Origin of the sequence: Paenibacillus hexagrammi, from assembly GCF_021513275.1 — a bacterium.
GTDB classification, from domain to species: domain Bacteria; phylum Bacillota; class Bacilli; order Paenibacillales; family NBRC-103111; genus Paenibacillus_E; species Paenibacillus_E hexagrammi.
In genome coordinates this window covers 5,407,379-5,433,895 of record NZ_CP090978.1, presented here as the reverse complement: position 1 = coordinate 5,433,895, position 26,517 = coordinate 5,407,379, and the positions used below count along the sequence as shown (strand labels likewise).

Annotated in this window: 11 protein-coding genes, 16 tRNA genes, 3 rRNA genes, 2 pseudogenes and 1 riboswitch; of the genes and pseudogenes, 30 read left to right on the top strand and 2 right to left on the bottom strand. The window is 49.7% G+C overall.

Annotation, left to right across the window (positions count from 1 at the left end):
* Window positions 1-5: 5 nt before the first annotated feature.
* The 27 genes and pseudogenes from L0M14_RS24715 (at window position 6) to L0M14_RS24585 (ending at window position 20,653) form a co-directional block, all read left to right on the top strand.
* Window positions 6-1,598 carry a DUF58 domain-containing protein gene (locus L0M14_RS24715; protein WP_235119100.1) on the top strand — a complete coding sequence of 531 codons (1,593 nt, stop codon included), beginning with the start codon at window positions 6-8 and terminating at the stop codon, window positions 1,596-1,598.
* Window positions 1,507-3,582 carry a transglutaminase TgpA family protein gene (locus L0M14_RS24710; RefSeq protein ID WP_350340526.1) on the top strand — a complete coding sequence of 692 codons (2,076 nt, stop codon included), beginning with the start codon at window positions 1,507-1,509 and terminating at the stop codon, window positions 3,580-3,582. Before L0M14_RS24715 ends, L0M14_RS24710 begins: the two co-directional genes overlap by 92 nt.
* Before the next feature lie 134 nt (window positions 3,583-3,716).
* A pseudogene (gene guaA / locus L0M14_RS24705) lies at window positions 3,717-5,254 on the top strand (glutamine-hydrolyzing GMP synthase).
* Between the two features lie 95 nt (window positions 5,255-5,349).
* Window positions 5,350-5,450: riboswitch (purine riboswitch) on the top strand.
* Between the two features lie 125 nt (window positions 5,451-5,575).
* Window positions 5,576-6,973: an NCS2 family permease gene (locus tag L0M14_RS24700; RefSeq protein ID WP_235119099.1), complete on the top strand. Its 1,398-nt coding sequence runs from the start codon at window positions 5,576-5,578 to the stop codon at window positions 6,971-6,973.
* A gap of 411 nt (window positions 6,974-7,384) precedes the next feature.
* Window positions 7,385-8,926 (top strand): 16S ribosomal RNA (locus L0M14_RS24695).
* Between the two features lie 315 nt (window positions 8,927-9,241).
* A 23S ribosomal RNA gene (locus L0M14_RS24690) occupies window positions 9,242-12,168 on the top strand.
* Window positions 12,169-12,445: 277 nt separating this feature from the next.
* Window positions 12,446-12,561 (top strand): 5S ribosomal RNA (gene rrf, locus L0M14_RS24685).
* The 16S, 23S and 5S rRNA genes sit together here with 16 tRNA genes alongside, the layout of an rRNA operon.
* 43 nt (window positions 12,562-12,604) lie before the next feature.
* Window positions 12,605-12,681, top strand: a tRNA-Ile gene (locus L0M14_RS24680).
* A gap of 65 nt (window positions 12,682-12,746) precedes the next feature.
* Window positions 12,747-12,822, top strand: a tRNA-Ala gene (locus tag L0M14_RS24675).
* A gap of 4 nt (window positions 12,823-12,826) precedes the next feature.
* Window positions 12,827-12,899: transfer RNA gene (locus L0M14_RS24670), tRNA-Asn, on the top strand.
* Between the two features lie 73 nt (window positions 12,900-12,972).
* A tRNA-Ser gene (locus tag L0M14_RS24665) sits at window positions 12,973-13,060 on the top strand.
* A gap of 13 nt (window positions 13,061-13,073) precedes the next feature.
* A tRNA-Met gene (locus L0M14_RS24660) sits at window positions 13,074-13,147 on the top strand.
* Window positions 13,148-13,157: 10 nt separating this feature from the next.
* Window positions 13,158-13,249, top strand: a tRNA-Ser gene (locus L0M14_RS24655).
* Between the two features lie 11 nt (window positions 13,250-13,260).
* Window positions 13,261-13,336 (top strand) — tRNA-Val (locus L0M14_RS24650).
* Window positions 13,337-13,344: 8 nt separating this feature from the next.
* Window positions 13,345-13,421 (top strand) — tRNA-Asp (locus L0M14_RS24645).
* Between the two features lie 16 nt (window positions 13,422-13,437).
* Window positions 13,438-13,510, top strand: a tRNA-Thr gene (locus L0M14_RS24640).
* Window positions 13,511-13,522: 12 nt separating this feature from the next.
* A tRNA-Tyr gene (locus L0M14_RS24635) sits at window positions 13,523-13,604 on the top strand.
* Window positions 13,605-13,611: 7 nt separating this feature from the next.
* Window positions 13,612-13,683, top strand: a tRNA-Gln gene (locus L0M14_RS24630).
* Window positions 13,684-13,691: 8 nt separating this feature from the next.
* Window positions 13,692-13,767, top strand: a tRNA-Lys gene (locus tag L0M14_RS24625).
* An 18-nt stretch (window positions 13,768-13,785) separates the two neighbouring features.
* A tRNA-Leu gene (locus L0M14_RS24620) sits at window positions 13,786-13,865 on the top strand.
* Between the two features lie 41 nt (window positions 13,866-13,906).
* Window positions 13,907-13,981, top strand: a tRNA-Gly gene (locus L0M14_RS24615).
* Between the two features lie 11 nt (window positions 13,982-13,992).
* Window positions 13,993-14,066: transfer RNA gene (locus tag L0M14_RS24610), tRNA-Arg, on the top strand.
* A 20-nt stretch (window positions 14,067-14,086) separates the two neighbouring features.
* Window positions 14,087-14,160, top strand: a tRNA-Pro gene (locus L0M14_RS24605).
* A 161-nt stretch (window positions 14,161-14,321) separates the two neighbouring features.
* Window positions 14,322-15,389 carry an FUSC family protein gene (locus tag L0M14_RS24600; RefSeq protein ID WP_235119098.1) on the top strand — a complete coding sequence of 356 codons (1,068 nt, stop codon included), beginning with the start codon at window positions 14,322-14,324 and terminating at the stop codon, window positions 15,387-15,389.
* A gap of 239 nt (window positions 15,390-15,628) precedes the next feature.
* The gene (gene mreB, locus L0M14_RS24595) at window positions 15,629-16,675 is read left to right on the top strand and encodes a rod shape-determining protein (protein WP_235119097.1); all 1,047 of its coding nucleotides are present in this window, start codon (window positions 15,629-15,631) and stop codon (window positions 16,673-16,675) included.
* 157 nt (window positions 16,676-16,832) lie between these two features.
* On the top strand, window positions 16,833-18,719 hold the full coding sequence (locus tag L0M14_RS24590; protein ID WP_235119096.1) for a WG repeat-containing protein: 1,887 nt from the start codon (window positions 16,833-16,835) through the stop codon (window positions 18,717-18,719).
* 179 nt (window positions 18,720-18,898) lie between these two features.
* Window positions 18,899-20,653, top strand: a complete 1,755-nt coding sequence (locus L0M14_RS24585; RefSeq protein ID WP_235119095.1) for a methyl-accepting chemotaxis protein — start codon at window positions 18,899-18,901, stop codon at window positions 20,651-20,653.
* A 240-nt stretch (window positions 20,654-20,893) separates the two neighbouring features.
* Here L0M14_RS24585 and hprK read toward each other — a convergent pair.
* Together hprK and L0M14_RS24575 are read right to left on the bottom strand one after the other, a co-directional pair.
* A pseudogene (gene hprK, locus L0M14_RS24580) lies at window positions 20,894-21,809 on the bottom strand (HPr(Ser) kinase/phosphatase).
* A gap of 243 nt (window positions 21,810-22,052) precedes the next feature.
* Window positions 22,053-22,223, bottom strand: a complete 171-nt coding sequence (locus L0M14_RS24575) for a hypothetical protein (RefSeq protein WP_235119094.1) — start codon at window positions 22,221-22,223, stop codon at window positions 22,053-22,055.
* Window positions 22,224-22,484: 261 nt separating this feature from the next.
* Between L0M14_RS24575 and chvE the strand changes: the two genes are divergently transcribed.
* The 3 genes from chvE (at window position 22,485) to mmsB (ending at window position 26,462) form a co-directional block, all read left to right on the top strand.
* Window positions 22,485-23,651 (top strand): multiple monosaccharide ABC transporter substrate-binding protein, encoded by a 1,167-nt coding sequence (gene chvE / locus L0M14_RS24570; RefSeq protein WP_311198781.1) that lies wholly within the window; start codon window positions 22,485-22,487, stop codon window positions 23,649-23,651.
* 107 nt (window positions 23,652-23,758) lie between these two features.
* Window positions 23,759-25,324, top strand: a complete 1,566-nt coding sequence (gene mmsA, locus L0M14_RS24565; RefSeq protein WP_235119093.1) for a multiple monosaccharide ABC transporter ATP-binding protein — start codon at window positions 23,759-23,761, stop codon at window positions 25,322-25,324.
* The gene (gene mmsB, locus L0M14_RS24560; RefSeq protein WP_235119092.1) at window positions 25,299-26,462 is read left to right on the top strand and encodes a multiple monosaccharide ABC transporter permease; all 1,164 of its coding nucleotides are present in this window, start codon (window positions 25,299-25,301) and stop codon (window positions 26,460-26,462) included. The genes mmsA and mmsB overlap by 26 nt, the downstream gene beginning before the upstream one ends.
* Window positions 26,463-26,517: the final 55 nt, after the last annotated feature.

Below are 26,517 nucleotides of genomic sequence, written 5' to 3'. Positions count from 1 at the left end.
AAGCGATGAGAAGCTCAGGGAAAATGTTGCTGCTAACAGCAGGCTGTGTGCTTTTAGCTGTTTTGGTTTTTCGCAGAGGCGGATTTGCCGCCTGGTTTGTTTTGGATATCTTTTTGATGATTTGGCTGCAAGCTGCGCTCCTGCAGGTTTCTGCATTTCGGGGCTTTCGGATTGAAAGGACCTTGTCTCAGACAGTGGGGGTGTCCGGTCAGGAGCTGGACATCACGCTGCAGATTGCTCATTCCTCCTGGCTGCCTATGCCATGGCTGCTGATTAAAGAATCTTGGACACACAGCGCCTTCGAGGGCAAGGTGGTGTATCGCAGGCTGCTCTTTCCGTGGTTTCGCAAGTCGATTGTGCTACGCTACCGGATTACAGGACTGATGAGAGGTGTATATCGTTTTGCACAATTCGAAGCGGCGACCGGCGACTTGTTCGGGTTTGCGGTCAGCCGTGCGCAGGGCACATCCGAGCTCAGCTGCGTCGTATATCCGAAGCCGGACTCGCTTAGCCGGGCCGTGATGACATTTCAAAGCGAAGACGGAGATAAACCGGCTCAAGGCTTACACTCGTCGGCTATTCCGATGGTGGGCGGCGTTCGCGACTATGTCAGCGGAGATCCGTATCACCGCATTCATTGGAAGTCTACAGCCAAGCTGGGCAGGCTGATGACCAAGGAAGCAGAACGAACGGCTTCTGCCAAAAAGATGCTCTTACTGGATGCGTCGCCTACAAGTGCGTCGCCCGATGCCTCCCGGCCGCTGCTCGATGCAGCTCCGGCAGGCATTGCGCCCGGATCCCTCCAGCCGCTGCTGGAGAAGGGCATCGCCCTCGCCGCCGGCTTCTTCGAAGCGGCGGCCCGTGCGGGCGACAGCTGCGGCTTCGCCAGCAGCTCGGCCCAGGACAGGCGAATCGCGCCGGCGATCCGCCAGGACCTGACGCTCGCGTACGAAGCGCTCGCGAGCCTGGGCGGCCGCCTCGGCCTCTCCTTCCCTGACCTTGTCAGGAAGGAGGCCGGGACGCTGCCGCCGGATACGTCGATGCTGTGCATCACATCGACGCTGGGGCAGGACCTGCTGCGCGCCATTGCGGAGGCGCGCAGCAGGCGCAGAGCCGTGCACGTCGTGTACGTGCACGCGCGGCGTTCCCCTCTCGGTCACAGACCGAGAGGCGGCCTTGCAGCTGCAGGCGCTGGGCTGCAGCTTCACGGAAGTGCCGCATCCGCCGAGCGAGTGGCCCAAGCAGGGAGGTGTGGCGGATGCAACAGCTTGAACCCAGGGGCCCTTCGGGTATTGCCCTTTAACGGCAGGCGCGCGTTCACACCAGCGCGCCGCAGCGCCGCTCCAGCAGCAAGAGATGAACAGCTCCTTGGCACGCGACTGCTTCTTGTCGCTGCTGCTGTTCCTGCTGCTGGCAGAATGGCTCATTCCGCTGCCGATGCTTGCGGAATTCTCAGAAATTTATATGATCAAGCCGTTCCTGATCATCTTCGGCTTGTGCATCGCCATGGACGCCTTAAAGGTTCCTTATGCTTGGGGCTGGGCTGCCAAAAGCCTGCTTCTGCTGCTGTTCATTGGCTTCATGTTCTACCGCAGTGAGTTTATGACGGGCACCTGGGTCGCAGACCTGCTGCAAACCGCTGTGCAGGACGTTACGCATTTGCTTCAGGGACGGCTGGAGGCCATCAGCGCGCAGTCCCGGACGCTGCTGTTTGTCATCGGCTGGACGCTGATGATCTCGGTTACCCAGGCTCTGATGCTCCAGCGCCAACACAGTCTGTGGTTTATCGGAGCGACTTTACTCTATTTAATCGGTTTGCAATTGGCTTTGAGCGCGGATACGACACTAGGTATCATTCGCACGCTGGTGTATGGCTTACTTCTGTTAGCCATGCTGAACCTGAGCAGAATTGAAGCTTCGTACGGGCTCCGCATGTCGAGATCGGCAGGAGCACTTACCTGGATGTTCGCCAGTGCTGTGATCATCGGTTTACTCGCGGTAGGGGGATTGTATGCAGCTTCTGCTGTGGAGTCAAAGGCGATGATGAAACCGCTGGATATAGGTCATTTATCCGACTCCCTGCTTTCCTTGTACGATGACAATGAAGCCTTTCAGGGCGCTGCCGCCAAGAGCGGCTACGGTCAGGACGATTCAGTGCTCGGCGGACCGCTGCAGGCTGACAATACGGTTGTATTTACAGCCAAGTCATCAGAAAAGACTTATTGGAGAGGCGAATCCAAGAGCCTTTATGACGGCAAGGGCTGGACCCAAGCAGAACCGGAGTGGGAGCCTTATTCGTCAGGGGCAGTGAATGCGGGCGTGGCCGTGCATACCTCCGGAACAACGGTTACGCAGGAGGTTCTGCTGGATAGCAATTCGTATGGCCGGCAGCTGTTTGTCGGGGGTGGTCTTGAGCATATTCAATTACTTGTGAGTGATCGGGACAAGCCGATCTCTGACGAACAAGTGCTTATAAGTACAACCAGCGGTAAAATAAAACTGCCGGAAATGTCCGCCCCTCTTTCTTATTATAAAGTAACGGTAAGTCCGCCAAATGCAGAACCGTCCGTTCTGCAGGCTGACACTGGATCGTATCCGGAAGATATAACGAATACGTATCTTCAACTGCCTGCACAGCTTCCGCGAACCGTCCGTAAACTAGCTGAAGATATAACCGAAGGCAGCGCGACTCCTTACGCTAAAGCGGCAGCAATTGAGCAGTATCTGCGCAATCACTACACCTACAGCTTGGACAAGCCAACCCGACCGGCCAAAACGGAGGATTTCGTCAGTCACTTTCTGTTCGTCGATCAGATCGGCTATTGCGATCATTTCTCTACGGCTATGACGGTCATGCTTCGAGCTGTCGGCGTGCCGGCCAGATGGGTGAAGGGGTACGCGCCGGGTACGGAAATCTCAGCAGCCAAAGACGGTATGCACGAGTTTACGGTGACCAACAAGGATGCCCATTCATGGGTGGAGGTCTATTTTCCACAGACGGGCTGGGTGCCCTTCGAACCGACACCCGGCTTTTACGGGTCCGAAGAATCCAGCTCCAGAATGGCTCTTGCCAAGCCGGATGCAGTGTCGCAGCAGGGAGTTTCATCAGAGCAGAAGCGAGGTTCGACTTTTAAAGAAAGCCTTCAATCTCAGCTTTATGATGTTAAGCAGCTGCTTGTCTCGAACTGGAGGCAATGGAGTATAGGAGCGGCCGGCATTCTTCTCCTTTTCGCGATAGCGCTCATGGTGAAATGGGCGTCTGTCTCTAATCGGTTCGGCAAACTTGCGAAACAGACAGGCGTTAGGGTCTCACCAGCCCAGCCTTTGATACGACTTATGGATCGCTTATGGCAGCAGCTTTTCCGGAAGCACGGGAGAATTACCTCCGAGCAGACGTTAAGGGAATACGTCTCTGCGCTGACATTGGATAACGATAACCAAAAGGATGCTTTGCTGCAGTTCGCCCTTGTTTACGAAACGATGAGATACGCTCCGTCGCAGCCCGTCAACTATTCCAAAGCTGAGATTATGAGACTGTGGAAGGCGATCCAATCAAGGGAACAGCGGACTAAGAGCTCATAACCGAATAATCGCAAAGCTCTTTGCTATAAGCCCTTTACATCCTAGGCAGGTCATGGTTAAAATTAGTACCTAGAAATAGCGATTTGGACAAGCTAAGAAAGTCGCTATGAAACTAGGAGGCGGATAGGCGGATCATGAGTAAACCGAGTGAAATGATTGTTGTTCTGGATTTTGGGGGTCAATACAACCAGTTAATTGCAAGGCGGATTCGCGATTTGGGCGTATACAGCGAGCTGCTGCCTTTCAACACTACTGTAGAGAAAATTCGCGAGCTTAACCCTAAAGGGATCGTGTTCTCCGGCGGACCTGCCAGTGTGTATGGCGAAGGCGCGCCAGCTGTTGACCCGGCCATCTATGATTTAGGTATTCCAATTTTTGGTATTTGCTACGGTATGCAGCTTATTGCTCACCAATTGAACGGAAAAGTAGAACGTGCACAAACTCGCGAGTACGGCAAAGCGGAGCTGGAGTTCAAAGGCGGAAGCCCTTTGGTAAAAGATCTGGATGCCAAGCAAGTGGTATGGATGAGCCATGGCGATCACGTGTCGGAGCTGCCTGAAGGCTTTGTGCTTGAAGCAAGCACGGATTCACTGCATATCGCTGCGATGAGCCATCGCGACAAAAACATCCACGCCGTACAGTTCCACCCAGAAGTTCGCCACTCGGTTAAAGGGAATGAAATGATCCATAACTTCGTATACGGCGTGGCGGCTGCGAAGGCAACTGGAGCATGGAAACCTTTATTGAAGATACAATTCGTGAAATCCGTGAGCAAGTCGGCGACCAAAAAGTTCTCTGCGCGCTTAGCGGCGGCGTAGATTCTTCCGTCGTGGCTATTCTGATTCATAAAGCGATCGGAAGCCAATTGACATGTATGTTCATTGACCACGGTTTGCTGCGTAAAGGTGAAGCGGAGAGCGTCATGGAGACCTTCGTCGGTAAATTCGACATGAAGGTTGTGAAAATCGACGCCCGCGACCGTTTCCTCGGTAAGCTTGCTGGAGTAGACGACCCTGAGCAAAAACGTAAAATCATCGGAAACGAGTTTATCCGCGTGTTTGAAGAGGAGTCGGGCAAGTTCGACGACTTCGCATTCTTGGCGCAAGGTACACTCTATACAGATATTGTCGAAAGCGGCACCGCTACGGCACAAACCATCAAATCTCACCATAATGTAGGCGGTTTGCCAGAGGATATGAAATTCAAGCTGGTAGAACCGTTGAAAACATTGTTCAAAGACGAAGTGCGCAAAGTCGGCGAAGAGTGCGGCCTTCCTCCTGAAATCGTCTGGAGACAGCCATTCCCAGGTCCTGGACTTGCGATTCGTGTATTAGGAGAAGTAACCGAGGACAAGCTAAAAATCGTACGCGAGTCCGATGCCATCCTTCGTGAAGAAATCGCAAAAGCAGGACTTGATCGCGAAATTTGGCAGTACTTCACTGCGCTGCCGAACATGAAAAGCGTTGGCGTTATGGGCGATGCCAGAACTTACTCCTACACCGTAGGTATCCGCGCCGTTACTTCCATTGACGGTATGACCGCAGACTGGGCGCGTATTCCGTGGGATGTATTGGAGAAAATCTCCGTGCGTATCGTCAACGAGGTCGACAACGTTAACCGTATCGTCTACGATGTAACTTCCAAACCGCCTGCTACCATTGAGTGGGAATAATTCCATATTTGCATACGAAACCGAACATCCGGGAAAATTAACCCGTGTATTGTTCGGTTTTTTTATTGACAATGTTCGACACGAATCTTAAAATATGAAATGGATAACAGTTTTTTCGTATAATCTCGGGAATTGGCCTGAGAGTTTCTACGAGATCACCGCAAATGATCTGGCTACGAAAAAAGGACGGAATCCTTATGAGATCGTACCTGCACGCATGCTATAGGCAGCTCTCATATGGAGTAGCTCTTTTTCGTACCCGGAATCATTCATGATTCCGGGTTTTTGCTGTTCCCAATATGCTATAGGAGGAATAAGTAGATGGATCGGTTTTTCAAGTTAAAAGAGAACGGCACCAGCGTAAGGACGGAAATCATGGCGGGTATTACAACCTTCATGACCATGGCGTACATATTGGCCGTGAATCCGGATGTTCTCAGCGCCTTTAAGTCAGGTGCAACTGGCGGTGATTGGACAGCTATCTTCTTGGCCACAGCAATTGCAGCAGGTGTGATGACGATTGCAATGGGATTGTTCGTGAATTTCCCGGTTGCGCTCGCGCCTGGTATGGGACTGAATGCTTATTTTGCAACTATTATTCTTTCATCGCAAGGCAAGTTCACGTTCTCCATGGCATTAACGGCTGTATTTATTTCTGGGATTATCTTCTTGATTTTAACGGTATCAAAAATCCGCCAAATGCTGCTTGTTGCCATTCCTGACAGCTTGAAGCATGCCATTACGGTTGGTATCGGATTGTTTATCGCCATGATCGGCTTTAAAAACAGTGGAATTCTCACAGTTGCTGTAGAAGGATCTAACGATATTGCGGCACATAAATATACAGATCTGCTTTCCTTTGAGACTATCTTTCATATGGGTTCCCTTGAAGACAAAAATGTTATCTTGGCTATTGTTGGAGTCCTTTTGATCTCCGTATTCATGGTACTGCGTATTCGTGGGGCTATTTTATTCGGGATTCTAGCTACGACGGTTGTAGGCTTCTTCATGGGCCTTGTGAATTTAGGCTCTCTTACAAGTCCAGAAACCACATGGGTTCCTAACATGAGTAAGCTTGCTTTTGCTGATTTTGACTTTGCAGGCATTATGAACACAGGCATCATCTCCGTTATTGCAACGTTTACGTTCGTTGAGCTTTTCGATACATTCGGTACGATGGTTGGAACTGCAAGCCGTGCAGGAATTATGAAGAACAAAGAAGAAGGCAACAAACGTGTCGGTAAAGCGATGTTCGTGGACGCGATCGGGGTAAGCGGCGGTGCACTGGTGGGTACAAGTACGGTAACAGCATTTGTAGAAAGTGCTGCGGGTGTTGCTGAAGGTGGACGTACTGGTCTGACTGCAGTAACAACTGGTGTATGCTTCCTGCTCTCCTTGTTCTTAGCTCCAATTGCTATGCTCATTCCAGGCTCTGCTACAGCGGCTGCTCTTATTGTAGTCGGTGTACTAATGGTGCAATCGGTTCGCGAGATTGATTTTCAAGATTTCGTATATGCCATTCCAGCATTTCTTACTATTGTATTGATGCCATTCACTTACAACATTGCGAACGGAATTTCTTTCGGAATCGTTACTTATGTAGTCCTTGCTGCGGCAGGCAACATTCGTAACAAAGGCCAATACCAAATCCACTGGCTGATGTGGGTACTTGCTATACTTGTCCTGGCTCGTTACATTTTCATTGGTAGCCAAGGCTAGAAAGATACACAGTCATTACATGAAACTCTGGTGCATATGCGCCGGAGTTTTTATTTATTAATTTTTTTATAAAAAGACTTGCATTCCGTATTTCGTTTTGATATATTACTCCTTGTCGCTTCGGAAGACGAACGAAAGAACAAAAGAAACTAAATAAAGTTCTTGCAATCGACTAACTGAATGTGATATATTAATCGAGCTGCTTTCGACAGGAAACAGCAAAAACGAAAGAAATTTGTTCTTTGAAAACTGAACAACGAGTGAAGAAAGCATAGGCTTTCGAAGTAACATTTCCTAACGGAAATGTCTTAAGTCGAGCAATCGACTCTAAACAAAAGAGATTGCAAAATCTCGTCAGCTTTGACATTGAGCTATTCAGCTTAACAATAACGGACAAGCGATTGTCCAACCTTATTGGAGAGTTTGATCCTGGCTCAGGACGAACGCTGGCGGCGTGCCTAATACATGCAAGTCGAGCGGGCTTGTCCCTTCGGGGACAAGCTAGCGGCGGACGGGTGAGTAACACGTAGGCAACCTGCCTGTAAGACCGGGATAACTATCGGAAACGATAGCTAAGACCGGATAGCTGGTTTCTCTGCATGGAGAGATCATGAAACACGGTGCAAGCTGTGGCTTACAGATGGGCCTGCGGCGCATTAGCTAGTTGGTGAGGTAACGGCTCACCAAGGCGACGATGCGTAGCCGACCTGAGAGGGTGAACGGCCACACTGGGACTGAGACACGGCCCAGACTCCTACGGGAGGCAGCAGTAGGGAATCTTCCGCAATGGACGAAAGTCTGACGGAGCAACGCCGCGTGAGTGATGAAGGTTTTCGGATCGTAAAGCTCTGTTGCCCTAGACGAACAGCAAGGCGAGTAACTGCGCTTTGTGTGACGGTATAGGAGAAGAAAGCCCCGGCTAACTACGTGCCAGCAGCCGCGGTAATACGTAGGGGGCAAGCGTTGTCCGGAATTATTGGGCGTAAAGCGCGCGCAGGCGGCTATTTAAGTTTGGTGTTTAAGCCCGGGGCTCAACCCCGGTTCGCATCGAAAACTGGATGGCTTGAGTGTAGGAGAGGAAAGTGGAATTCCACGTGTAGCGGTGAAATGCGTAGAGATGTGGAGGAACACCAGTGGCGAAGGCGACTTTCTGGCCTATAACTGACGCTGAGGCGCGAAAGCGTGGGGAGCAAACAGGATTAGATACCCTGGTAGTCCACGCCGTAAACGATGCATGCTAGGTGTCGGGGATTCGATTCCTCGGTGCCGAAGTAAACACAGTAAGCATGCCGCCTGGGGAGTACGCTCGCAAGAGTGAAACTCAAAGGAATTGACGGGGACCCGCACAAGCAGTGGAGTATGTGGTTTAATTCGAAGCAACGCGAAGAACCTTACCAGGTCTTGACATCCCTCTGACCGTCCTAGAGATAGGGCTTCCCTTCGGGGCAGAGGAGACAGGTGGTGCATGGTTGTCGTCAGCTCGTGTCGTGAGATGTTGGGTTAAGTCCCGCAACGAGCGCAACCCTTGATCTTAGTTGCCAGCATTTCGGGTGGGCACTCTAAGATGACTGCCGGTGACAAACCGGAGGAAGGTGGGGATGACGTCAAATCATCATGCCCCTTATGACCTGGGCTACACACGTACTACAATGGTCGTTACAACGGGAAGCGAAGGAGCGATCTGGAGCCAATCCTAAAAAGGCGATCTCAGTTCGGATTGCAGGCTGCAACTCGCCTGCATGAAGTCGGAATTGCTAGTAATCGCGGATCAGCATGCCGCGGTGAATACGTTCCCGGGTCTTGTACACACCGCCCGTCACACCACGAGAGTTTACAACACCCGAAGTCGGTGAGGTAACCGCAAGGAGCCAGCCGCCGAAGGTGGGGTAGATGATTGGGGTGAAGTCGTAACAAGGTAGCCGTATCGGAAGGTGCGGCTGGATCACCCTCCTTTCTATGGAGACTCGGTTCTGAAACGAACCAGTCAAGTGCTTAAAGCACAAACAGCTTCTTCACTCGTGTTCAGTTTTGAAAGGTCAATCTTGGTCCCCAAAAAGTGAAGATAAGCTTCACAGCCGATTCCGAATACTTTCCGGGGAGCCCCAAAACCCTTTCTTCTAAGTTGACAACTGACATCGCTTCGGCGAATGTAACAGTTGCAACATTGTTCCTTGAAAACTAGATAACGAAAACGAAACGTAAAGCGTGAAACTTAGAAATCCTTTTCGTTGACTGTGTCATAGCAGTTAATGAAAGTTATTTTTAGCTGGTTAAGCTAGAAAGAGCACACGGAGGATGCCTAGGCGCTAGGAGCCGAAGAAGGACGTGGCGAACGACGAAATGCCTCGGGAAGCCGTAAGCAGGCTTTGATCCGGGGATGTCCGAATGGGGGAACCCAGCTGTGGTAATGCGCAGTTACTATGCAGTGAATACATAGCTGCATGAGAGGCATACCCAGGGAACTGAAACATCTAAGTACCTGGAGGAAAAGAAAACAAAATGTGATTCCGTCAGTAGCGGCGAGCGAACGCGGATTAGCCCAAACCAAGGAGCTTGCTCCTTGGGGTTGTAGGACCTCAACGTGGCAAAAGTTTGTTAGGCGAAGTGATCTGGAAAGGTCCGGCAAAGAGGGTAAAAGCCCCGTAGCCAAAAACAAACGTATGCCTAGAGGGATCCTGAGTACGGCGGGACACGTGAAACCCCGTCGGAATCCGGCAGGACCATCTGCCAAGGCTAAATACTACCTAGCGACCGATAGTGAAGCAGTACCGTGAGGGAAAGGTGAAAAGCACCGCGGAAGCGGAGTGAAAAAGAACCTGAAACCGTGTGCTTACAAGAAGTCAGAGCCCTCTCTATGGGTGATGGCGTGCCTTTTGTAGAATGAACCGGCGAGTTACGTTCCCGTGCGAGGTTAAGTCGAAGAGACGGAGCCGCAGCGAAAGCGAGTCTGAATAGGGCGCTTGAGTACGTGGACGTAGACCCGAAACCGTGTGATCTACCCCTGTCCAGGGTGAAGGTGAGGTAACACTCACTGGAGGCCCGAACCCACGAATGTTGAAAAATTCGGGGATGAGGTGGGGGTAGCGGAGAAATTCCAATCGAACTCGGAGATAGCTGGTTCTCCCCGAAATAGCTTTAGGGCTAGCCTCGGAGTAAAGAGTTGTGGAGGTAAAGCACTGATTGGGTGCGGGGCCCGCCAAGGGTTACCAAGTCCAGTCAAACTCTGAATGCCACAAACTCATATCCGGGAGTCAGACAGTGAGTGCTAAGATCCATTGTCAAAAGGGAAACAGCCCAGACCATCAGCTAAGGTCCCCAAGTGTGTGTTAAGTGGGAAAGGATGTGGAGTTGCACAGACAACCAGGATGTTGGCTTAGAAGCAGCCACCATTGAAAGAGTGCGTAATAGCTCACTGGTCGAGTGACTCTGCGCCGAAAATGTAACGGGGCTAAACACGCCACCGAAGCTATGGCAACGTGCAAACAAGATTTGCACTTGGGTAGGGGAGCGTTGAATGCGGGTAGAAGTCAGACCGGAAGGACTGGTGGACTGCATTCAAGTGAGAATGCCGGTATAAGTAACGAAAAGATCAGTGAGAATCTGATCCGCCGAAAGCCTAAGGGTTCCTGAGGAAGGTTCGTCCGCTCAGGGTCAGTCGGGACCTAAGGCGAGGCCGAAAGGCGTAGTCGATGGACAACAGGTTGATATTCCTGTACCACCGTAGCCGTTATGAGCGATGGAGTGACGCAGAAGGATAGTGACGCGAGCTGATGGATGCTCGTCCAAGCAGTGAGGCTGGTGTGTAGGCAAATCCGCACACCATAAGGCTGGGCTGTGATGGGGAGGGAAACTTATAGTACCGAAGGTCATGATTTCACACTGCCAAGAAAAGCTTCTAGCCAGGCGAAGGTGCCCGTACCGCAAACCGACACAGGTGGGCGAGAAGAGAATTCTAAGGCGCGCGGAAGAACTCTCGTTAAGGAACTCGGCAAAATGACCCCGTAACTTCGGGAGAAGGGGTGCCTCGGTAGGGTGAATAGCCCGAGGGGGCCGCAGTGAAAAGGCCCAAGCGACTGTTTAGCAAAAACACAGGTCTGTGCGAAGCCGCAAGGCGAAGTATACGGGCTGACGCCTGCCCGGTGCTGGAAGGTTAAGGGGAGCGGTTAGGGGTTTACCCCGAAGCTGTGAACCGAAGCCCCAGTAAACGGCGGCCGTAACTATAACGGTCCTAAGGTAGCGAAATTCCTTGTCAGGTAAATTCTGACCCGCACGAATGGCGTAACGACTTGGGCGCTGTCTCAACGAGAGATCCGGTGAAATTTTAATACCTGTGAAGATGCAGGTTACCCGCGACAAGACGGAAAGACCCCATGGAGCTTTACTGCAGCTTGATATTGGACTTTGGTACGATCTGTACAGGATAGGTGGGAGCCGTTGAAGCCTGAGCGCCAGCTGGGTGGAGGCGCCGTTGGGATACCACCCTGATCGTATCGGAGTTCTAACCTGGTACCGTGAACCGGTATGGGGACAGTGTCAGGTGGGCAGTTTGACTGGGGCGGTCGCCTCCTAAAAAGTAACGGAGGCGTCTAAAGGTTCCCTCAGAATGGTTGGAAATCATTCGAAGAGTGCAAAGGCATAAGGGAGCTTGACTGCGAGACAAACAGGTCGAGCAGGGACGAAAGTCGGGCTTAGTGATCCGGTGGTACCGAATGGAAGGGCCATCGCTCAACGGATAAAAGCTACCCTGGGGATAACAGGCTTATCTCCCCCAAGAGTCCACATCGACGGGGAGGTTTGGCACCTCGATGTCGGCTCATCGCATCCTGGGGCTGAAGTAGGTCCCAAGGGTTGGGCTGTTCGCCCATTAAAGCGGTACGCGAGCTGGGTTCAGAACGTCGTGAGACAGTTCGGTCCCTATCTGTCGCGGGCGTAGGAAATTTGAGAGGAGCTGTCCTTAGTACGAGAGGACCGGGATGGACGTACCGCTGGTGTACCAGTTGTCTCGCCAGAGGCATAGCTGGGTAGCTATGTACGGAAGGGATAAGCGCTGAAAGCATCTAAGCGTGAAGCCCACCTCAAGATGAGATTTCCCAATTCAGTAAGACCCCTTGTAGACGACGAGGTTGATAGGTTCGAGGTGGAAGTGCAGCAATGTATGGAGCTGACGAATACTAATCGGTCGAGGGCTTAACCTAAGAGCTTTCCGGAGGAAAGCTAGCTTCGGAAGCATAACAAAGTCCCCACAAAGTGACGCGAAGCTGACGAAGCGAATTCCGATTACTTTGCGAGGAGCCCCGAAGGTCACAAACCTAAGGGACCGGAAACAAACCGGTTTAACAAATACTCACACTTTACGTAAGTTTCGTATCTAGTTTTCAGGGTGCAAGTCACCTTGAGTCAAGAGCATAAGATGTTTCCTGGCAGAAGCATCGTAAGTATGCTCACCACAGTTTTGCTAACGCAAAACAATCGTTTGGTGATGATGGCGGAGGGATCCACGCGTTCCCATCTCGAACACGACCGTTAAGCCCTCCAGCGTCAATGGTACTTGAACCGAAGGGTTCTGGGAGAGTAGAACGTTGCCAAGCGATTTCCACCTTGTGGATTTCATTACGAAGCTGCGTCCAGTAAGGGCCCTTAGCTCAGCTGGTTAGAGCGCACCCCTGATAAGGGTGAGGTCGGTGGTTCGAGTCCACTAGGGCCCACCATAGTAACTTGTGCCAAGGGTGCATATGAACATCAAGTAATGGGAATACCATATAGGTCAACATTTGGGGCCATAGCTCAGCTGGGAGAGCGCCTGCCTTGCAAGCAGGAGGTCAGCGGTTCGATCCCGCTTGGCTCCACCAATATTCCCTGATAGCTCAGTTGGTAGAGCACTCGACTGTTAATCGAGTTGTCACAGGTTCGAGTCCTGTTCGGGGAGTCAAGTCCCCAAAAAGTGAAGAAATGCTCCGAGTGAGTAATCCGATTACTTTTTGGGGGCCCCAATTAACTTTGGAGAAGTGTCCGAGAGGCCGAAGGAGCACGATTGGAAATCGTGTAGGCGTCACAAGCGTCTCGAGGGTTCGAATCCCTCCTTCTCCGTAGCATGTAGTTTGGCGGCGTAGCTCAGCTGGCTAGAGCGTACGGTTCATACCCGTAAGGTCGGGGGTTCGAGCCCCTCTGCCGCTATTGTAATTTTGGAGAGATACCCAAGTGGCTATAAGGGGACCCTCTGCTAAGGGGTTAGACTGCGTAAGCGGTGCGAGGGTTCGAATCCCTCTCTCTCCGCCATTTCTTAATTTGAACGCTTAGCTCAGCTGGGAGAGCATTACCTTGACAGGGTAAGGGTCGGCGGTTCGATCCCGTCAGCGTTCACCATACTATGTGGAGCCGTGGTGTAGAGGCCTAACATGCCTGCCTGTCACGCAGGAGACCGCGGGTTCGAATCCCGTCGGCTCCGCCAGTATTTTTTAATGTATGCCGTTGTAGCTCAATTGGTAGAGCAACTGACTTGTAATCAGTAGGTTGGGGGTTCAAGTCCTCTCGACGGCATGTTTTTATTTCGGAGGCTTAGTGAAGTGGCTAAACACGGCAGACTGTAAATCTGCTCTCTTCGAGTTCGGTGGTTCGAATCCATCAGCCTCCATTCATATTGGGGATTAGCCAAGCGGTAAGGCAACGGACTTTGACTCCGTCATGCCTAGGTTCGAATCCTAGATCCCCAGTATTACACGAGCCATTAGCTCAGTTGGTAGAGCACCTGACTTTTAATCAGGGTGTCGTAGGTTCGAGTCCTACATGGCTCACCATTTGCCTGCAAGACATATGCGCGTATGGCGGAATTGGCAGACGCACTAGACTTAGGATCTAGCGGGCGACCGTGGGGGTTCAAGTCCCTCTACGCGCATCATATTTTCCAAAAGTGAATGTCTTTTGGAAGCAATTCAAGCGGAAGTGGCTCAGGGGTAGAGCATCGCCTTGCCAAGGCGAGGGTCGCGGGTTCGAATCCCGTCTTCCGCTCCATTTGTATGTTTGTGCCCTTAGCTCAGCCGGATAGAGCGTTTGACTACGAATCAAAAGGTCGGGAGTTCGAATCTCTCAGGGCACGTAAGGAAAGACAGCATGAAACGGGACGTAGCTCAGCTTGGTAGAGCACCTGCTTTGGGAGCAGGGGGTCGCATGTTCAAATCGTGTCGTCCCGATACAAGAGAATGTATCTTATAAAAGGCATAATCGGATCAGCAATTGCGGTCTGATTGTGCTTTTTCTATTTTTGACGTCTTATCGCTTTGCAACCGAACTTTAGGCTGTGTAAGATAGGATGTAACAGTTTGCAGATGAGAAAGGAAAAGGAGGAAGCATTGTGGTATTTGGAGCCCGTGTCTGGAAAACGGGAATGGCTGTCGCACTTGCGCTTTACATCAGTGTATGGCTTAACTTCACGCCTCCGGTTATCGCGGCAGTTGCGGCGATTTTTGCTATGCAGCCTTCGATCTATAGATCCTGGCGCTACTTCTTGGAGCAATTGCAGACGAATGTACTGGGAGCTGTACTCGCCATGCTGGCAGGGATGGTCTTCTCTCCTAATGCCATTGCTATTGGAATTGTATGCATTCTAGTTATCATTATTTGCTTACGGATGGGGATGGAAGAAACGATTGGCTTAACCCTTGTTACTGTGGTGGCGGTCATGGAAGCTTCGGGGGAATGGCAGTTCGCATTAAATCGCTTTTTGCTTAGTTTGATTGGGATAGGCTGCGCATTTTTGATCAATATTCTCTTTTTTCCTCCTAAGCCTAAGGAACAATTTGCCCTGCAGATTCATTCGGTTTTTAATAAAATGTCACTGCTGCTGCGGACAGTTATATCTGATGAAATGAAGGAAACTGTGTTTCGTGAAGAGAAGGAAGACTTGGAGCGCTCCATACAATCGTTAACATCGAAGTATGCGTTAATGGAGGAAGAGATTAAGAAGATGAAGAGAGCGGGCTTCAGCCGTATTCGTCAGCTCGTGATATACAAGCAGAAGCTGCTTGCAATGAGTAAAGGTCTTGGTATCCTCGAAGCTGTGGATGAGCATTATTTTCAGGCGGCGCGAACGTCGCAGACAGATCAGTTTTTTGATGCGCATTTAGAACGTTTGATTAAATTTCACGAACATATCTTGCTCAAATTTGATGATAAGCTGAAAGCGGACAGCTCGGAGGGCCTGCAAATAGAGGCGGATAATGAGCAATTTATGTCCACCTTAATCGGGAAATATGAAGGAAGTTCACCAGGGATGCTGAGACTTTCCGTCGTAGCAGCAGCGATGTATGATTACGGGCATCAACTTGCTCGTTTGGATAAGCTTGTGGAGCATTATCACCGGGGAGAAGCGATTGAAAAAGAACCGATGGACTTGCTGCTTAGAAGTATGCGGTTGAAATAGCCTACAGCCCGTGTTCAGGCTAGAACGAGTACAATCCTATCATTGAATAGTCCCGCTGTTTTCAGTGGGCAAGGAAAGACAATAAGGAGCAGGCATGCCGATAGCACTCGGGTGCCTATTTTTATTTTGCCGACATCCCCCTCAAAATGTACCTGTCCTCAGAATACTATAAGGTCTATACATGACATGTCCGCCTCCCGACACCATGAAGAATCTTGTAAAAAAAAGGAGAGGTTCTTATGCTGAAACGTTTTGGAAAAGTGTACGGCATTGATCTGGGAACATCCAATACCGTTATATTTGAAAAAGGAAAAGGAATTATGCTTAACGAACCGTCTGTGGTCGCTATAGATCAACGCACGAGTGATCTGATTGCAGTAGGTGCGGAAGCACAGGCTATGGTTGGCCGCGCCCCCGAGCATGTGGAAGTCACATATCCATTAAAGAACGGCGTGATTGCCAACATCGATATGACAAGCAGCATGATTCAACAATTTATAAAAAAAATGCAAGCTCGTTCCTTCTTTCTTAGCAGTGCTCAAGTGTACATCTCTGTACCCTGCGGCATTACCAATGTGCAGAAGCGAGCTGTCGAACAGACAGTCGTCCGTAAAGGAGCTAATCGGGCCATTGCTGTGGAGGGGCCTTTGGCTGCTGCATTGGGTGCAGGGATTGAAATTGAGAAGCCCTTGGGGAGACTTATTCTTGATATTGGAGGCGGCAGCTGCCAACTGGCCGTACTGTCATTGGGCGGTATTGTGACCAGTCACAAGATGCAGCGGGCCGGTATGTCCATCGATCAGGATATTATGGAATATGTAAAAAAACAATACAATATGGAAATCGGAGAACGCACAGCGGAAAAAATTAAAAGAGAAATTGGTTCGGTCAATGAAATGGCCGCGGTGCGAATTTTGGAGGTTCGCGGACGCGATGTGGTTCATGGTCTTCCACGGTCCATTCAACTATCATCCGACGAGATTTATGAAGTTATCAATGAATTTGTAACAGCCGTTGTAGAAGCCGTCCGAACGACATTGGAGCAGTGTCCGCCTGAATTAGCCGGAGATGTTCTGGAGCAGGGAATGCTGCTTTGCGGAGGAGGTTCTCTGCTTGATGGACTTGCTGCGAGAATTCGATCAGATACTGGGGTACCCGTGCTGATTGCCGAACGCCCGCTCGAATGTGCAGCGCTGGGTACAGGAATGATGCTGGACAAGCAAGCTGGAAGTAAGACGGTGGAATGGAGAGAAACCGTACGGGAAGATGAGGCGACTTCAAATTGAATGAAACTTTAAGAGGATTCACCCGTCTAATTAGTAATTGCTGATATAACTCATGGGTAGGATTGCCGTCAATGCTGAGCAACGCAGTACGGGTCCGATATACAGTTATCATTAGCAAAATCTTGCGGCTTACGCTGCAAATAAAGGCGGGATTGTAATGAAAGGAATAAGGTCCAAAGGACGTACTCATATTGCATTAGGAGCTGCTATGCTGCTGCTATTGCCGATCTGTCTAGCTGCCGAGCCATTAGCAGCCCAAGAGAACGGGGCACCTGATGCCGCGGCCAATGTTCAAACCTCTGCGACGCCGGAACAACCAATTGAGGATTTGTACCCATATTATTCAATGGCTAAAGGGAAAAAGTGGGGGTACTTGAATCGAGAAGGAAAAACGATCATTGAGCCCCAATTTGATTCGGCTGAAAGCTTTCAGGAGCAAGGTGTAGCAGTGGTTGGTGTTGAGGATTCCAGTGATGGGTATTTTGAAAGTAAATACGGTCTAATCGACCGATCGGGGAGCTTTGTTGTCCCTGCGGAATATGAGTACATACAAGAGTTTGGCTCAGGATTTGCAGCTGAGGATTTCGAGCATCATTCTTTGATCTTAGATGGCCATGGTAACAAGGTCAATGAAATGGCTGGTGATCTGGGCTCCTTAAGCGAGGGGCTGGCAACCTTTTATAAGGATGAGAAGTATGGGTACGTTGATGGAAGCGGCAGCATCATTGTTTCGCCGCAGTATGAGAGCGCCAACGATTTTAAGAATGGAAAAGCTGTGGTAAAAACGCAAGACGGTCAATATTCGATCATCAATACGAAGGGCGAAACGCTGCGTTCTTATGAAGCTGAATATATGGGAGATTCATTCTCCTACGGTTTAAGTGAAGTCAAGAAATCGGATGACTCTCTGTGGGGGTATCTCGGCGAGAACGGTAACATGATGATCCCGGAGACTTATGAAATCGCAGAACCCTTCCAGGAAGGAAGAGCGGTCGTCAAGCTGAAAAGCTTCGGAGCAGAGACGGGGCTGATCAACACCAAAGGCGAATATGTACTAGAGCCTCATTATGCGATTATTCAATATGTTGGAGAATCCATGTGGGCTGTTGCCCGCAAAGACAGATATTTCCCTGATGGTGAAAGCAAGGACGATCTTTATAAATTTGCTTTATTTAATAAAGATGGAAAGCAGATCACGGATTACTTGTATGATGACGTTGCGTCGTTCAAGGACGGTTACAGCGTAGTCAGCCAGGGACTTACCTCTTTCTTTATCGATAAAACAGGGCAAAAGGCGCAATCGCTGCCGATCATCCAAGGTACCGGTACGATACAGCGTGATAAGGGCCTAATTAGCGCCAATGTGGATAACCGCCTTCAATATATAGATATGGATGGCAACGTCATTTGGAAAGCGGAATATCTAAAGGATTTGGGGAATGGAATTGTTTTGAAAGAAGCCAAGGAACGGCCCCATCGCAATACGCTCATCTATTATCCGGTGATTGAGGGTATACAGGATAAGCAAGTTTCAGAGAAAATTAATGCTGAGTTGATGCCAAGTGACGCCACAATTTCAAGCGAAGATCAATCTGCGTCGTATGATGAGGATTTTACAGTTCACATGTTTAAGAAGGATCTGTTAGTAGTAGGAGCTAATGGTTACTATTATCCTTTCGGAGCCGCTCACGGCATGCCCTCACAGGTATACAAACACGTGAATATCCGCAATGGCAGCATCTATAAGCTTGCCGATTTGTTCAAGCAGGACAGCGGCTATCTCAGTCGCATCAGTGATTTAATTAGGGAACAATTGAAGGACCATGCAGAAGAGAAGGGTGTGTTCCCTCAGGCTGCAGAGGATTTACCGGATATCACAGACAGCCAGGGTTTCTATCTCGACTCGGATGTACTGAACATCTACTATAACCCTTACGACATTGGACCTTATGCGGCTGGCTTTATTACATTCCAGATTCCGCTTAGTGATCTTGATACGTATATCGATAAGCAAGGCGAGTTCTGGAAATCATTTCACGAATAACAGGTTATCAACATGGAGCCACTCCTTTCGGAAAAGAAAGGGGTGGTTTTTATTTTAAAATTCTTATTTCACAGAATATTCACCCTTGTACGAAAATGAAAGGAGGAATTGTGTCGATTTTCTAGTATATATCGAGTAAGGATTGGGACTTGAGTCTTAGTTCAAAGGGAGGGTTATCGGTGCAGAATAATAGGGGATTTTGGAAAATTACAATTAGAAAGAAACTGCTGTTGATTTCTTTATTTATGCTGTTGGTACCTGTGTCTATACTCGGGTATGTCAGTTATCATGTTTCGTCGCAGGAGTCGGATGCATTAATTCGGAGTAATTTGCAAAATTCAGTAAAAATGGCACTGGAGCTTACAACTTCTATGGAAGAAGCGGTCAAGGCGGGAGGCATGACGAAAGAAGCTGCCCAGGAGAAGGTAAGAGAAGCGCTGATCGGACCGCTGAAGGACGGCAAGCGATCGATTAATCCGCACATTCAGCTAGGGGAGAACGGGTACTTTTTTATCCTTAATGCGAATGGCGATCTGATGGGTCATCCGTTATTGGAGGGGCAAAACATTCTGGATAAGCAAACCAGCAGCGGCTTCTTCTACGTGAAGGATATGATCGAGAAGGCGAAGGGCGGCGGCGGTTTTACGACGTATGATTGGCCTTTACCTGATTCGTCAAAGGAAGCGGAGAAGATAGCGTATGCGGAATCAGCGGGTCAGGACTGGGGCTGGATCATAGCAGCCGGCTCGTACATGCAGGATTATAATCAAGGCCAGACGCATATTCTGAACACGATTCTGATTACCCTGCTTTGCTGCTGGGTGATTGGAGGAACTTTGATGACATTGTTTGCTCTACATATCTCCAGACCGATCAAACGTCTGGCGGATCAAGCCAGCCAGTTTGCTCAGGGTGATTTAAGAGCCTCAGCGCTTAATATTAAGAACAAAGACGAAATCGGCGATTTGGCCGTTTCCTTTCAGGCGATGTACGTCCATCTCCGGGAAATGGTTGCGGGGCTTCTCTCTAGTTCTGACAGGCTGTCAGACGCATCGCATGATCTAAGCGGTTCTATTGGGGAAACGACACTTGCGAGTAATCAAATCTCTGTTTCTATTCAAGATATGGCTGGAAGTAATGATACACAGGCGCGCAGTGTGAAAGAGAGCTCTGTGGCGATGGAGGAAATGGCCTACGGCATTCAAAGAATCGCCACCACATCGTCAACAGCCTACGAAGCTTCCGAGATGACCTTGCGGGAAGCCGAGCAGGGCAATCTGCTGATCAAGCAGTCTTCCGAGCAAATGAATGCGGTCAATCGAACAGTAAGCGAACTGGCTGAAATTGTGGAGAAGCTTACGGAACGCTCCCAATATATCGGTGATATCGTTAGGGTGATTACCGATATATCCGCGCAGACGAATCTGCTGGCTCTAAACGCATCGATCGAGGCTGCAAGAGCTGGTGCGGAAGGAAAGGGCTTCGCTGTGGTAGCCGGAGAGGTTAAGAAACTGGCGGAACGTTCGACCACCTCCGCAGCGGAAGTGGCTGAACTAATCGAGGCGATTCAAGAAGATATGAGACGCGCAGGCGATGCCATGGCGAAAGGGGAGCAGGAGGTTGCTGTAGGTGTGCAGTCCATCGAGCACACGGGCCAAGCGTTCGTTCGCATTCTTGAAGCGACCCGTAATGTTGTGGAGCAGGTGCAGGAGGCTTCGGCTTCAGCTCAGGAGATGTCGGCGAGCTCGCAGGAAATCTCTGCATCCCTGCAGGATATGGAACGCATGGCCGATCAAACGAACCAGCTTGCACAGCAGATCTCCGCTTCTACGGAGGAACAGCTTGCGGTGATGGAAGAGCTGTCATCATCGGCTGAATCGTTGAATGTGATGTCATCCGAAATGCAGGTTTTGGCTCACAAGTTTAAGCTATAGAAGTTTGGTTATATCAAAATAAAAAAGAGCTGTCTCCCTGTGCAGTAAATGTGCCGGAGACAGCTTTATTTTTTGAACAAAATTCGGTTGCTTTATTAGCCTGCGGTGGGCTTATCTAATTACTCCATGTCCATGTCTAAGAGATACAAGAATAAGTATGAGTAAACGAGATCGTCAACCCTCTTTTCCGAATTGCTGTGTGGGAGAGCGTTGAGCTTTTGAGCTGTGTTTCCCCCTGATTCAGTCTTCCTCGCTCTGCAGCCGCTTCATGAAGTCTTCGGCAGCGCTGTAACCCTGCTGGCGAAGATACCAGTTATTAGCGGCGGCTTCAACCAGTCCGGCTACATCGCGTCCGGGCTGCAGCTGAATTTCGATATGCGGGATTTTGATATCCATATATTCCGTAAACTTGGGATCCAGCTCGAGCTCATTGTTCAAAGCGTGATCCTGCCATTTCGTCAGCTCGATGTCCAGCACAATGCGGGTCTCGTCTTGAAACGCTTTGCGTCCGTACAAGCGGAGACGTTAATGAGACCGATGCTTCGCAGGGCGAGGAATTCTTTTGTTTTTCCGTTGTGTGTGCCTAGAATGGTCTCGGGGCTGATTTTTTCAGTACGACGACATCATCGGCAACGAGCCTGTGGCCGCGGCGGATCAAGGTATGAGCGGTTTCACTCTTACCTACGCCGGATTTGCCCCGAAGCAGGATGCCGATGCCCGATACATTGACGCAGACCCCATGTATGGCAATCTCCTGTGCAAGCGATTTGCTTAAGTAGATATCGACGAGCTCTTGAAATTTGGTAGTCGGTGCAGTGGTACGAAGCAGAGGAATCTGCTCCTCCTCGCAGTATTTGGTCAGGTATTTAAGACCTTCCTGATTCCTAGTCACGACAAAGCAGGGTGGGTGATATTTGACAATATTGCCGATATGCAAGTTTCGCTCTTGTTCGCTGAGCTTATGCAGATAGGTAATCTCCTTGCGTCCTAGAATCTGTACATGCTCTTGAGGAAAAAACTCAAAGTAGCCTACGAATTCAAGTCCAGGCCGATGAGCCCTCGTCCGGGTAATCGTCCGATGCAGCTCGTTGTGCCCTGCAAGCACTTCCAGGGAAAAGCGATCAACCAAATCCTTCACTGTGACGGGTTTTACCATGTGTTCCTCCTATAAGGTGTGCTGCTACCTATATTCGATAGTTGGCTGGTGCACTCCTTCTCATAGAAGCGTATGTCATGGAAGAATAGTGTTGGAAAGAAGAGTCTCATCGGCTTGGCTGGTGGTAGTCTAAAGAGACGGATTAAATGAGGAGGAAACTCTGACACTATGAAAAAACAAATACGCTCTGGGTCGTGTGACGCAGAGCGCAGGTATGGCTTTCTCCAGCATATGTAGAGAAGGCTATCTGTGAACGCCGCACTTTTTTGCCAGTGTCGGCCATGTGGAAACAAACATAGTTTCCCATTTGTCTTCAGGCAGAACTTTGATCCATCTTGCGATTTGATCAAGTCCCATGTCGCACAGTGTGTTCACGACTTCTTGCTTCTCACAAATCTCCCGTGTTGCCAACATCACGAAACCACCTCGGTCGTAGAGTATCAAACAAATTATGTATATGCGTAAGTGTGCTAAAGTGTGACAGTTTTTCAGAGGATTTTCAAAAATGAAAGGCTTCTGAACCCGCATGGGGCTCGGGAGCCTTTTCTCACATGCTCGCGATCTCCGCAATTTTTTATAAAAACAGGTTAATTCTTTGAAAAGACCCTCGTACCGGTTTCGTTCTATACTCAATTTGTAAGTGATTTCATTGCCAGTAAGAGAGGGGACAGGAAAGTGAAAAGAATCGTAACCGTATTCATGATGTTAGCGATGGTATTTGCCATTGCGGCCTGTGGTAACAGCGGAGGAGCAGCAAACGAGGGAGCCGGAGGGAAGTCTGGCGGAGAGAGCGCGACAGCAGCGCCTGAAGCTTCTAAAGCGGCAGCAGGTGATAAGACGGAAGCCAAAGCCCAAGGGATGGTTGGGATCTCTATGCCAACTAAATCCTCGGAACGATGGGTCAGCGACGGCGCCAACATGGTGAAGGAATTTGAGAAACTGGGATACAAAACGGATCTTCAATACGCAGAGGATGTTGTAGAAAATCAGGTTTCACAGATTGAAAACATGATTACAAAAGGTGTAAACGTGCTAGTTATTGCTCCGATCGACGGAGAATCACTAATCGATGTGCTGAAAAAAGCAAACGATGCCAAGGTCAAGGTCATCGCTTACGACCGTTTGATCAAGAAAAGTGATTATGTCAGCTACTACGCGACCTTCGATAACTTTAAGGTTGGGGTATTGCAGGCTTCCTACATCGAGCAAAAGCTGGGACTCAAGGATGGCAAAGGCCCGTTCAATATTGAGCTGTTCGGCGGTTCCCCCGATGATAACAACGCCTACTTCTTCTTCGATGGTGCTATGTCCGTACTGAAGCCTTACATCGATAGCGGCAAGCTTGTCGTACGCAGCAAGCAAACGACGATGGATCAGATTGCTACACTGCGCTGGGACGGCGCACTCGCGCAAACGCGTATGGATAACCTGCTGAGCAAAAACTATTCCACAGAGAAGGTCGATGCGGTGCTTTCCCCGTATGACGGCATCAGTATTGGTATCATTTCTTCCTTAAAAGGTGTAGGATACGGCAGTGCCGACAAACCAATGCCTGTGATCTCCGGGCAGGATGCCGAGCTTGCTTCCGTAAAATCGATCATCGCCGGCGAACAGACTCAGACAGTTTTCAAAGATACTCGTGAATTGGCGAAAAAAGCGGTTGCTATGGCGGATGCCCTGCTGAAAGGGAAAGAAGCCGAGGTTAACGATACGAAAACCTACAATAACGGCGTGAAAGTCGTTCCTGCTTATCTGCTCGAGCCAGTCTCCGTTGATAAGTCCAACTACGAATCCGTACTGGTCGGCAGCGGTTATTACAAGAAAGAACAGCTGGAAAAGTAAGCTCATAAACGATACCTGCACGGGGGCGGCAGTACATGGGAGACTGCCGCTTCCGCATAGGCTTTGGCTCGGATTCATCACGTTCTTAGGGAAAGTTTGGTGAGATCATGCACACATCGGATTTGATTCTAGAAATGCGAAATATCACAAAGACATTTCCCGGTGTTAAGGCGCTGGAAGATGTCAATCTGAAGGTTAAGCAGGGAGAGATTCATGCGCTGCTCGGCGAGAACGGTGCGGGGAAGTCCACCTTGATGAAGGTGCTCAGCGGCGTATACCCTCATGGCACTTATACAGGAGACATTTTGTTTGAAGGCAAGATCGTGGAATGTAAGGACATTAAGATGAGCGAACAATTAGGGATTGTCATCATTCATCAGGAATTGGCGCTAATTCCCTATTTATCTATAGCGGAGAATATTTTTCTGGGCAATGAACAGGCCCGGCGCGGAATCATCAACTGGAATGAGACGATCATCAAGACGAGAGAGTTGCTGCGTAAAGTAGGCCTCTCTGAAACACCCAGTACGCTGATTTCGAATATCGGTGTCGGCAAGCAGCAGCTAGTTGAAATTGCTAAAGCGTTGTCGAAAAAGGTGAAGCTGCTCATTCTCGATGAACCGACAGCTGCGTTAAATGAGGAAGACAGCGACAACTTGCTGAATTTGCTGCTGGAGTTCAAGCGGCAGGGAATTTCCTCCATTCTTATATCGCACAAACTGAATGAGATCTCACGAGTTGCCGATTCCATCACGATTCTAAGAGACGGGCAGACGATCGAAACGCTGGATGCGACGAGCAGCGAGGTGACGGAGGACCGCATTATCAAGGGTATGGTAGGGCGAGACTTGACACACCGCTATCCGCAGCGCGATCCGAAGATCGGAGCGCCGTTCTTTGAGGTGAAGCAGTGGAATGTGTATCACCCATCGCAGGAAGGGCGCAAGGTCATCGATGAGGTTGATTTTCATGTGAAGCGCGGTGAGATTGTTGGAATTGCCGGCATGATGGGAGCCGGTAGAACCGAGCTGGCCATGAGCTTGTTCGGCAAATCCTACGGTAAGAAGATTAGCGGTCGTATTTATAAAGAAGGTAAAGAAATAACGGTAAACACGATTAACCATGCAATAGATCATGGAATTGCCTATGTGACAGAAGACCGTAAGCACTACGGTTTAGTTTTGATTGACGATATTAAGCGGAACATTTCCCTGGCGAGTTTGAAGAAGCTGTCCAAGGGGCTGGTCGTGGATGAGAATCAGGAAATCGTCGAGGCGGAGAGATTTCGGCAGAAAATGAACATCAAGACGCCGAGCATTTTGCAAAAAACGGTAAATTTGAGCGGGGGCAATCAGCAGAAGGTTGTGCTCAGCAAGTGGATCTTAGCGGGACCGGATTTGCTTATCTTGGATGAGCCGACAAGAGGAATTGACGTCGGAGCCAAGTACGAAATCTATACAATTATTAATCAGCTTGCTTCTGAAGGGAAAGGGATTCTGCTCATATCCTCCGAGCTTCCGGAGATTCTTGGTATGTGTGACCGGATCTACGTCATGAGTGAGGGACGGTTCACGGGTGAAGTGCTGAAAGAGGAAGCGACGCAGGAAAAGCTGATGAGGTATATGACCAGATCAGGGGGAGACAGCCATGCAAACGTTAGTGGGACTGTTTAGAAATAACATCAGGCAGTACGGCATGATACTTGCCTTACTATTAATCACCATACTGTTTCAGATTTTGACTGACGGGATCTTGTTAAAGTCATTAAATATTACGAACTTGATCCTGCAAAATAGCTACATTCTGGTGCTGGCGATCGGCATGCTGCTCGTCATCATCACGGGAAATATTGATCTCTCGGTTGGTTCCGTAGCCGCTTTCGTCGGTGCCGTTTCGGCTATCATGATGGTGGATATGAAAATGGCATTTTTCCCAGCTTTGCTCATCTCCATTCTCATCGGCGCTTTCGTCGGCGCGTGGCAGGGCTTCTGGGTTGCTTATGTCAAAATCCCGTCCTTTATCGTTACGTTAGCTGGGATGCTGTTATTTCGCGGGTTAACGATGATCGTACTCAAAGGACAATCGATTGCGCCATTTCCCGCAACCTTTCAGAAGATCAGCTCCGGCTTCTTGCCTGATTTCCCCGGCGCGTCCAAGCTGCACATTCTTACACTGGTGCTCGGCATCGTGCTCTCTGCCGTATTTATTTGGAAGGAATGGAAGACGCGCAGTACGCAGAAAAGCTATAACTTCGACGTGCTACCTGGCGGACTGTTTGCGGCTAAGCTTGCTGCTATCGTAATTATCATCAATGTATTTACCTACGTCCTAGCTACTTATGAGGGAATTCCGAATATCCTTATATTGCTGTTCGTGTTAGTCGTCATTTACACATTCGTTATGAATCGTACCGTTATGGGCCGGCATATTTATGCGCTCGGCGGCAGCGAGAAGGCGGCCAAGCTCTCCGGTGTGAAAACGAAGCATGTCACGTTCTGGGTATTCGTGAATATGGGAGTGCTGGCAGCGCTCTCCGGATTAGTGTTTGCAGCTAGGCTTAATGCAGCAACACCGAAGGCCGGCGTTAACTTCGAGCTGGATGCGATCGCAGCCTGCTTTATTGGTGGCGCATCGGCAACAGGCGGTATCGGGACGGTGATCGGGGCGATCATCGGGGGCCTCGTCATGGGCGTCATGAATAACGGGATGTCCTTGGTGGGACTAGGCATTGATTGGCAGCAGGGTATTAAAGGGCTTGTGCTGCTCCTGGCGGTTGGCTTTGATATTTATAACAAGTCCAAGACAGCGTAGCTGGCGGCAAAATGCGAAATCACCTTGACAGGTGACTTTGAGACTGTTGATAAAC

Excerpts from the sequence above, each read along its gene's own strand:
- L0M14_RS24715 (WP_235119100.1), top strand. The coding sequence starts at position 6 with ATGAGAAGCTCAGGGAAAATGTTGCTGCTAACAGCAGGCTGTGTGCTT.
- L0M14_RS24710 (WP_350340526.1), top strand. The coding sequence starts at position 1,507 with ATGGACGCCTTAAAGGTTCCTTATGCTTGGGGCTGGGCTGCCAAAAGC.
- L0M14_RS24700 (WP_235119099.1), top strand. The coding sequence starts at position 5,576 with ATGGATCGGTTTTTCAAGTTAAAAGAGAACGGCACCAGCGTAAGGACG.
- mreB (WP_235119097.1), top strand. The coding sequence starts at position 15,629 with ATGCTGAAACGTTTTGGAAAAGTGTACGGCATTGATCTGGGAACATCC.
- L0M14_RS24590 (WP_235119096.1), top strand. The coding sequence starts at position 16,833 with ATGAAAGGAATAAGGTCCAAAGGACGTACTCATATTGCATTAGGAGCT.
- L0M14_RS24575 (WP_235119094.1), bottom strand. The coding sequence starts at position 22,223 with ATGTTGGCAACACGGGAGATTTGTGAGAAGCAAGAAGTCGTGAACACA.
- mmsA (WP_235119093.1), top strand. The coding sequence starts at position 23,759 with ATGCACACATCGGATTTGATTCTAGAAATGCGAAATATCACAAAGACA.
- mmsB (WP_235119092.1), top strand. The coding sequence starts at position 25,299 with ATGCAAACGTTAGTGGGACTGTTTAGAAATAACATCAGGCAGTACGGC.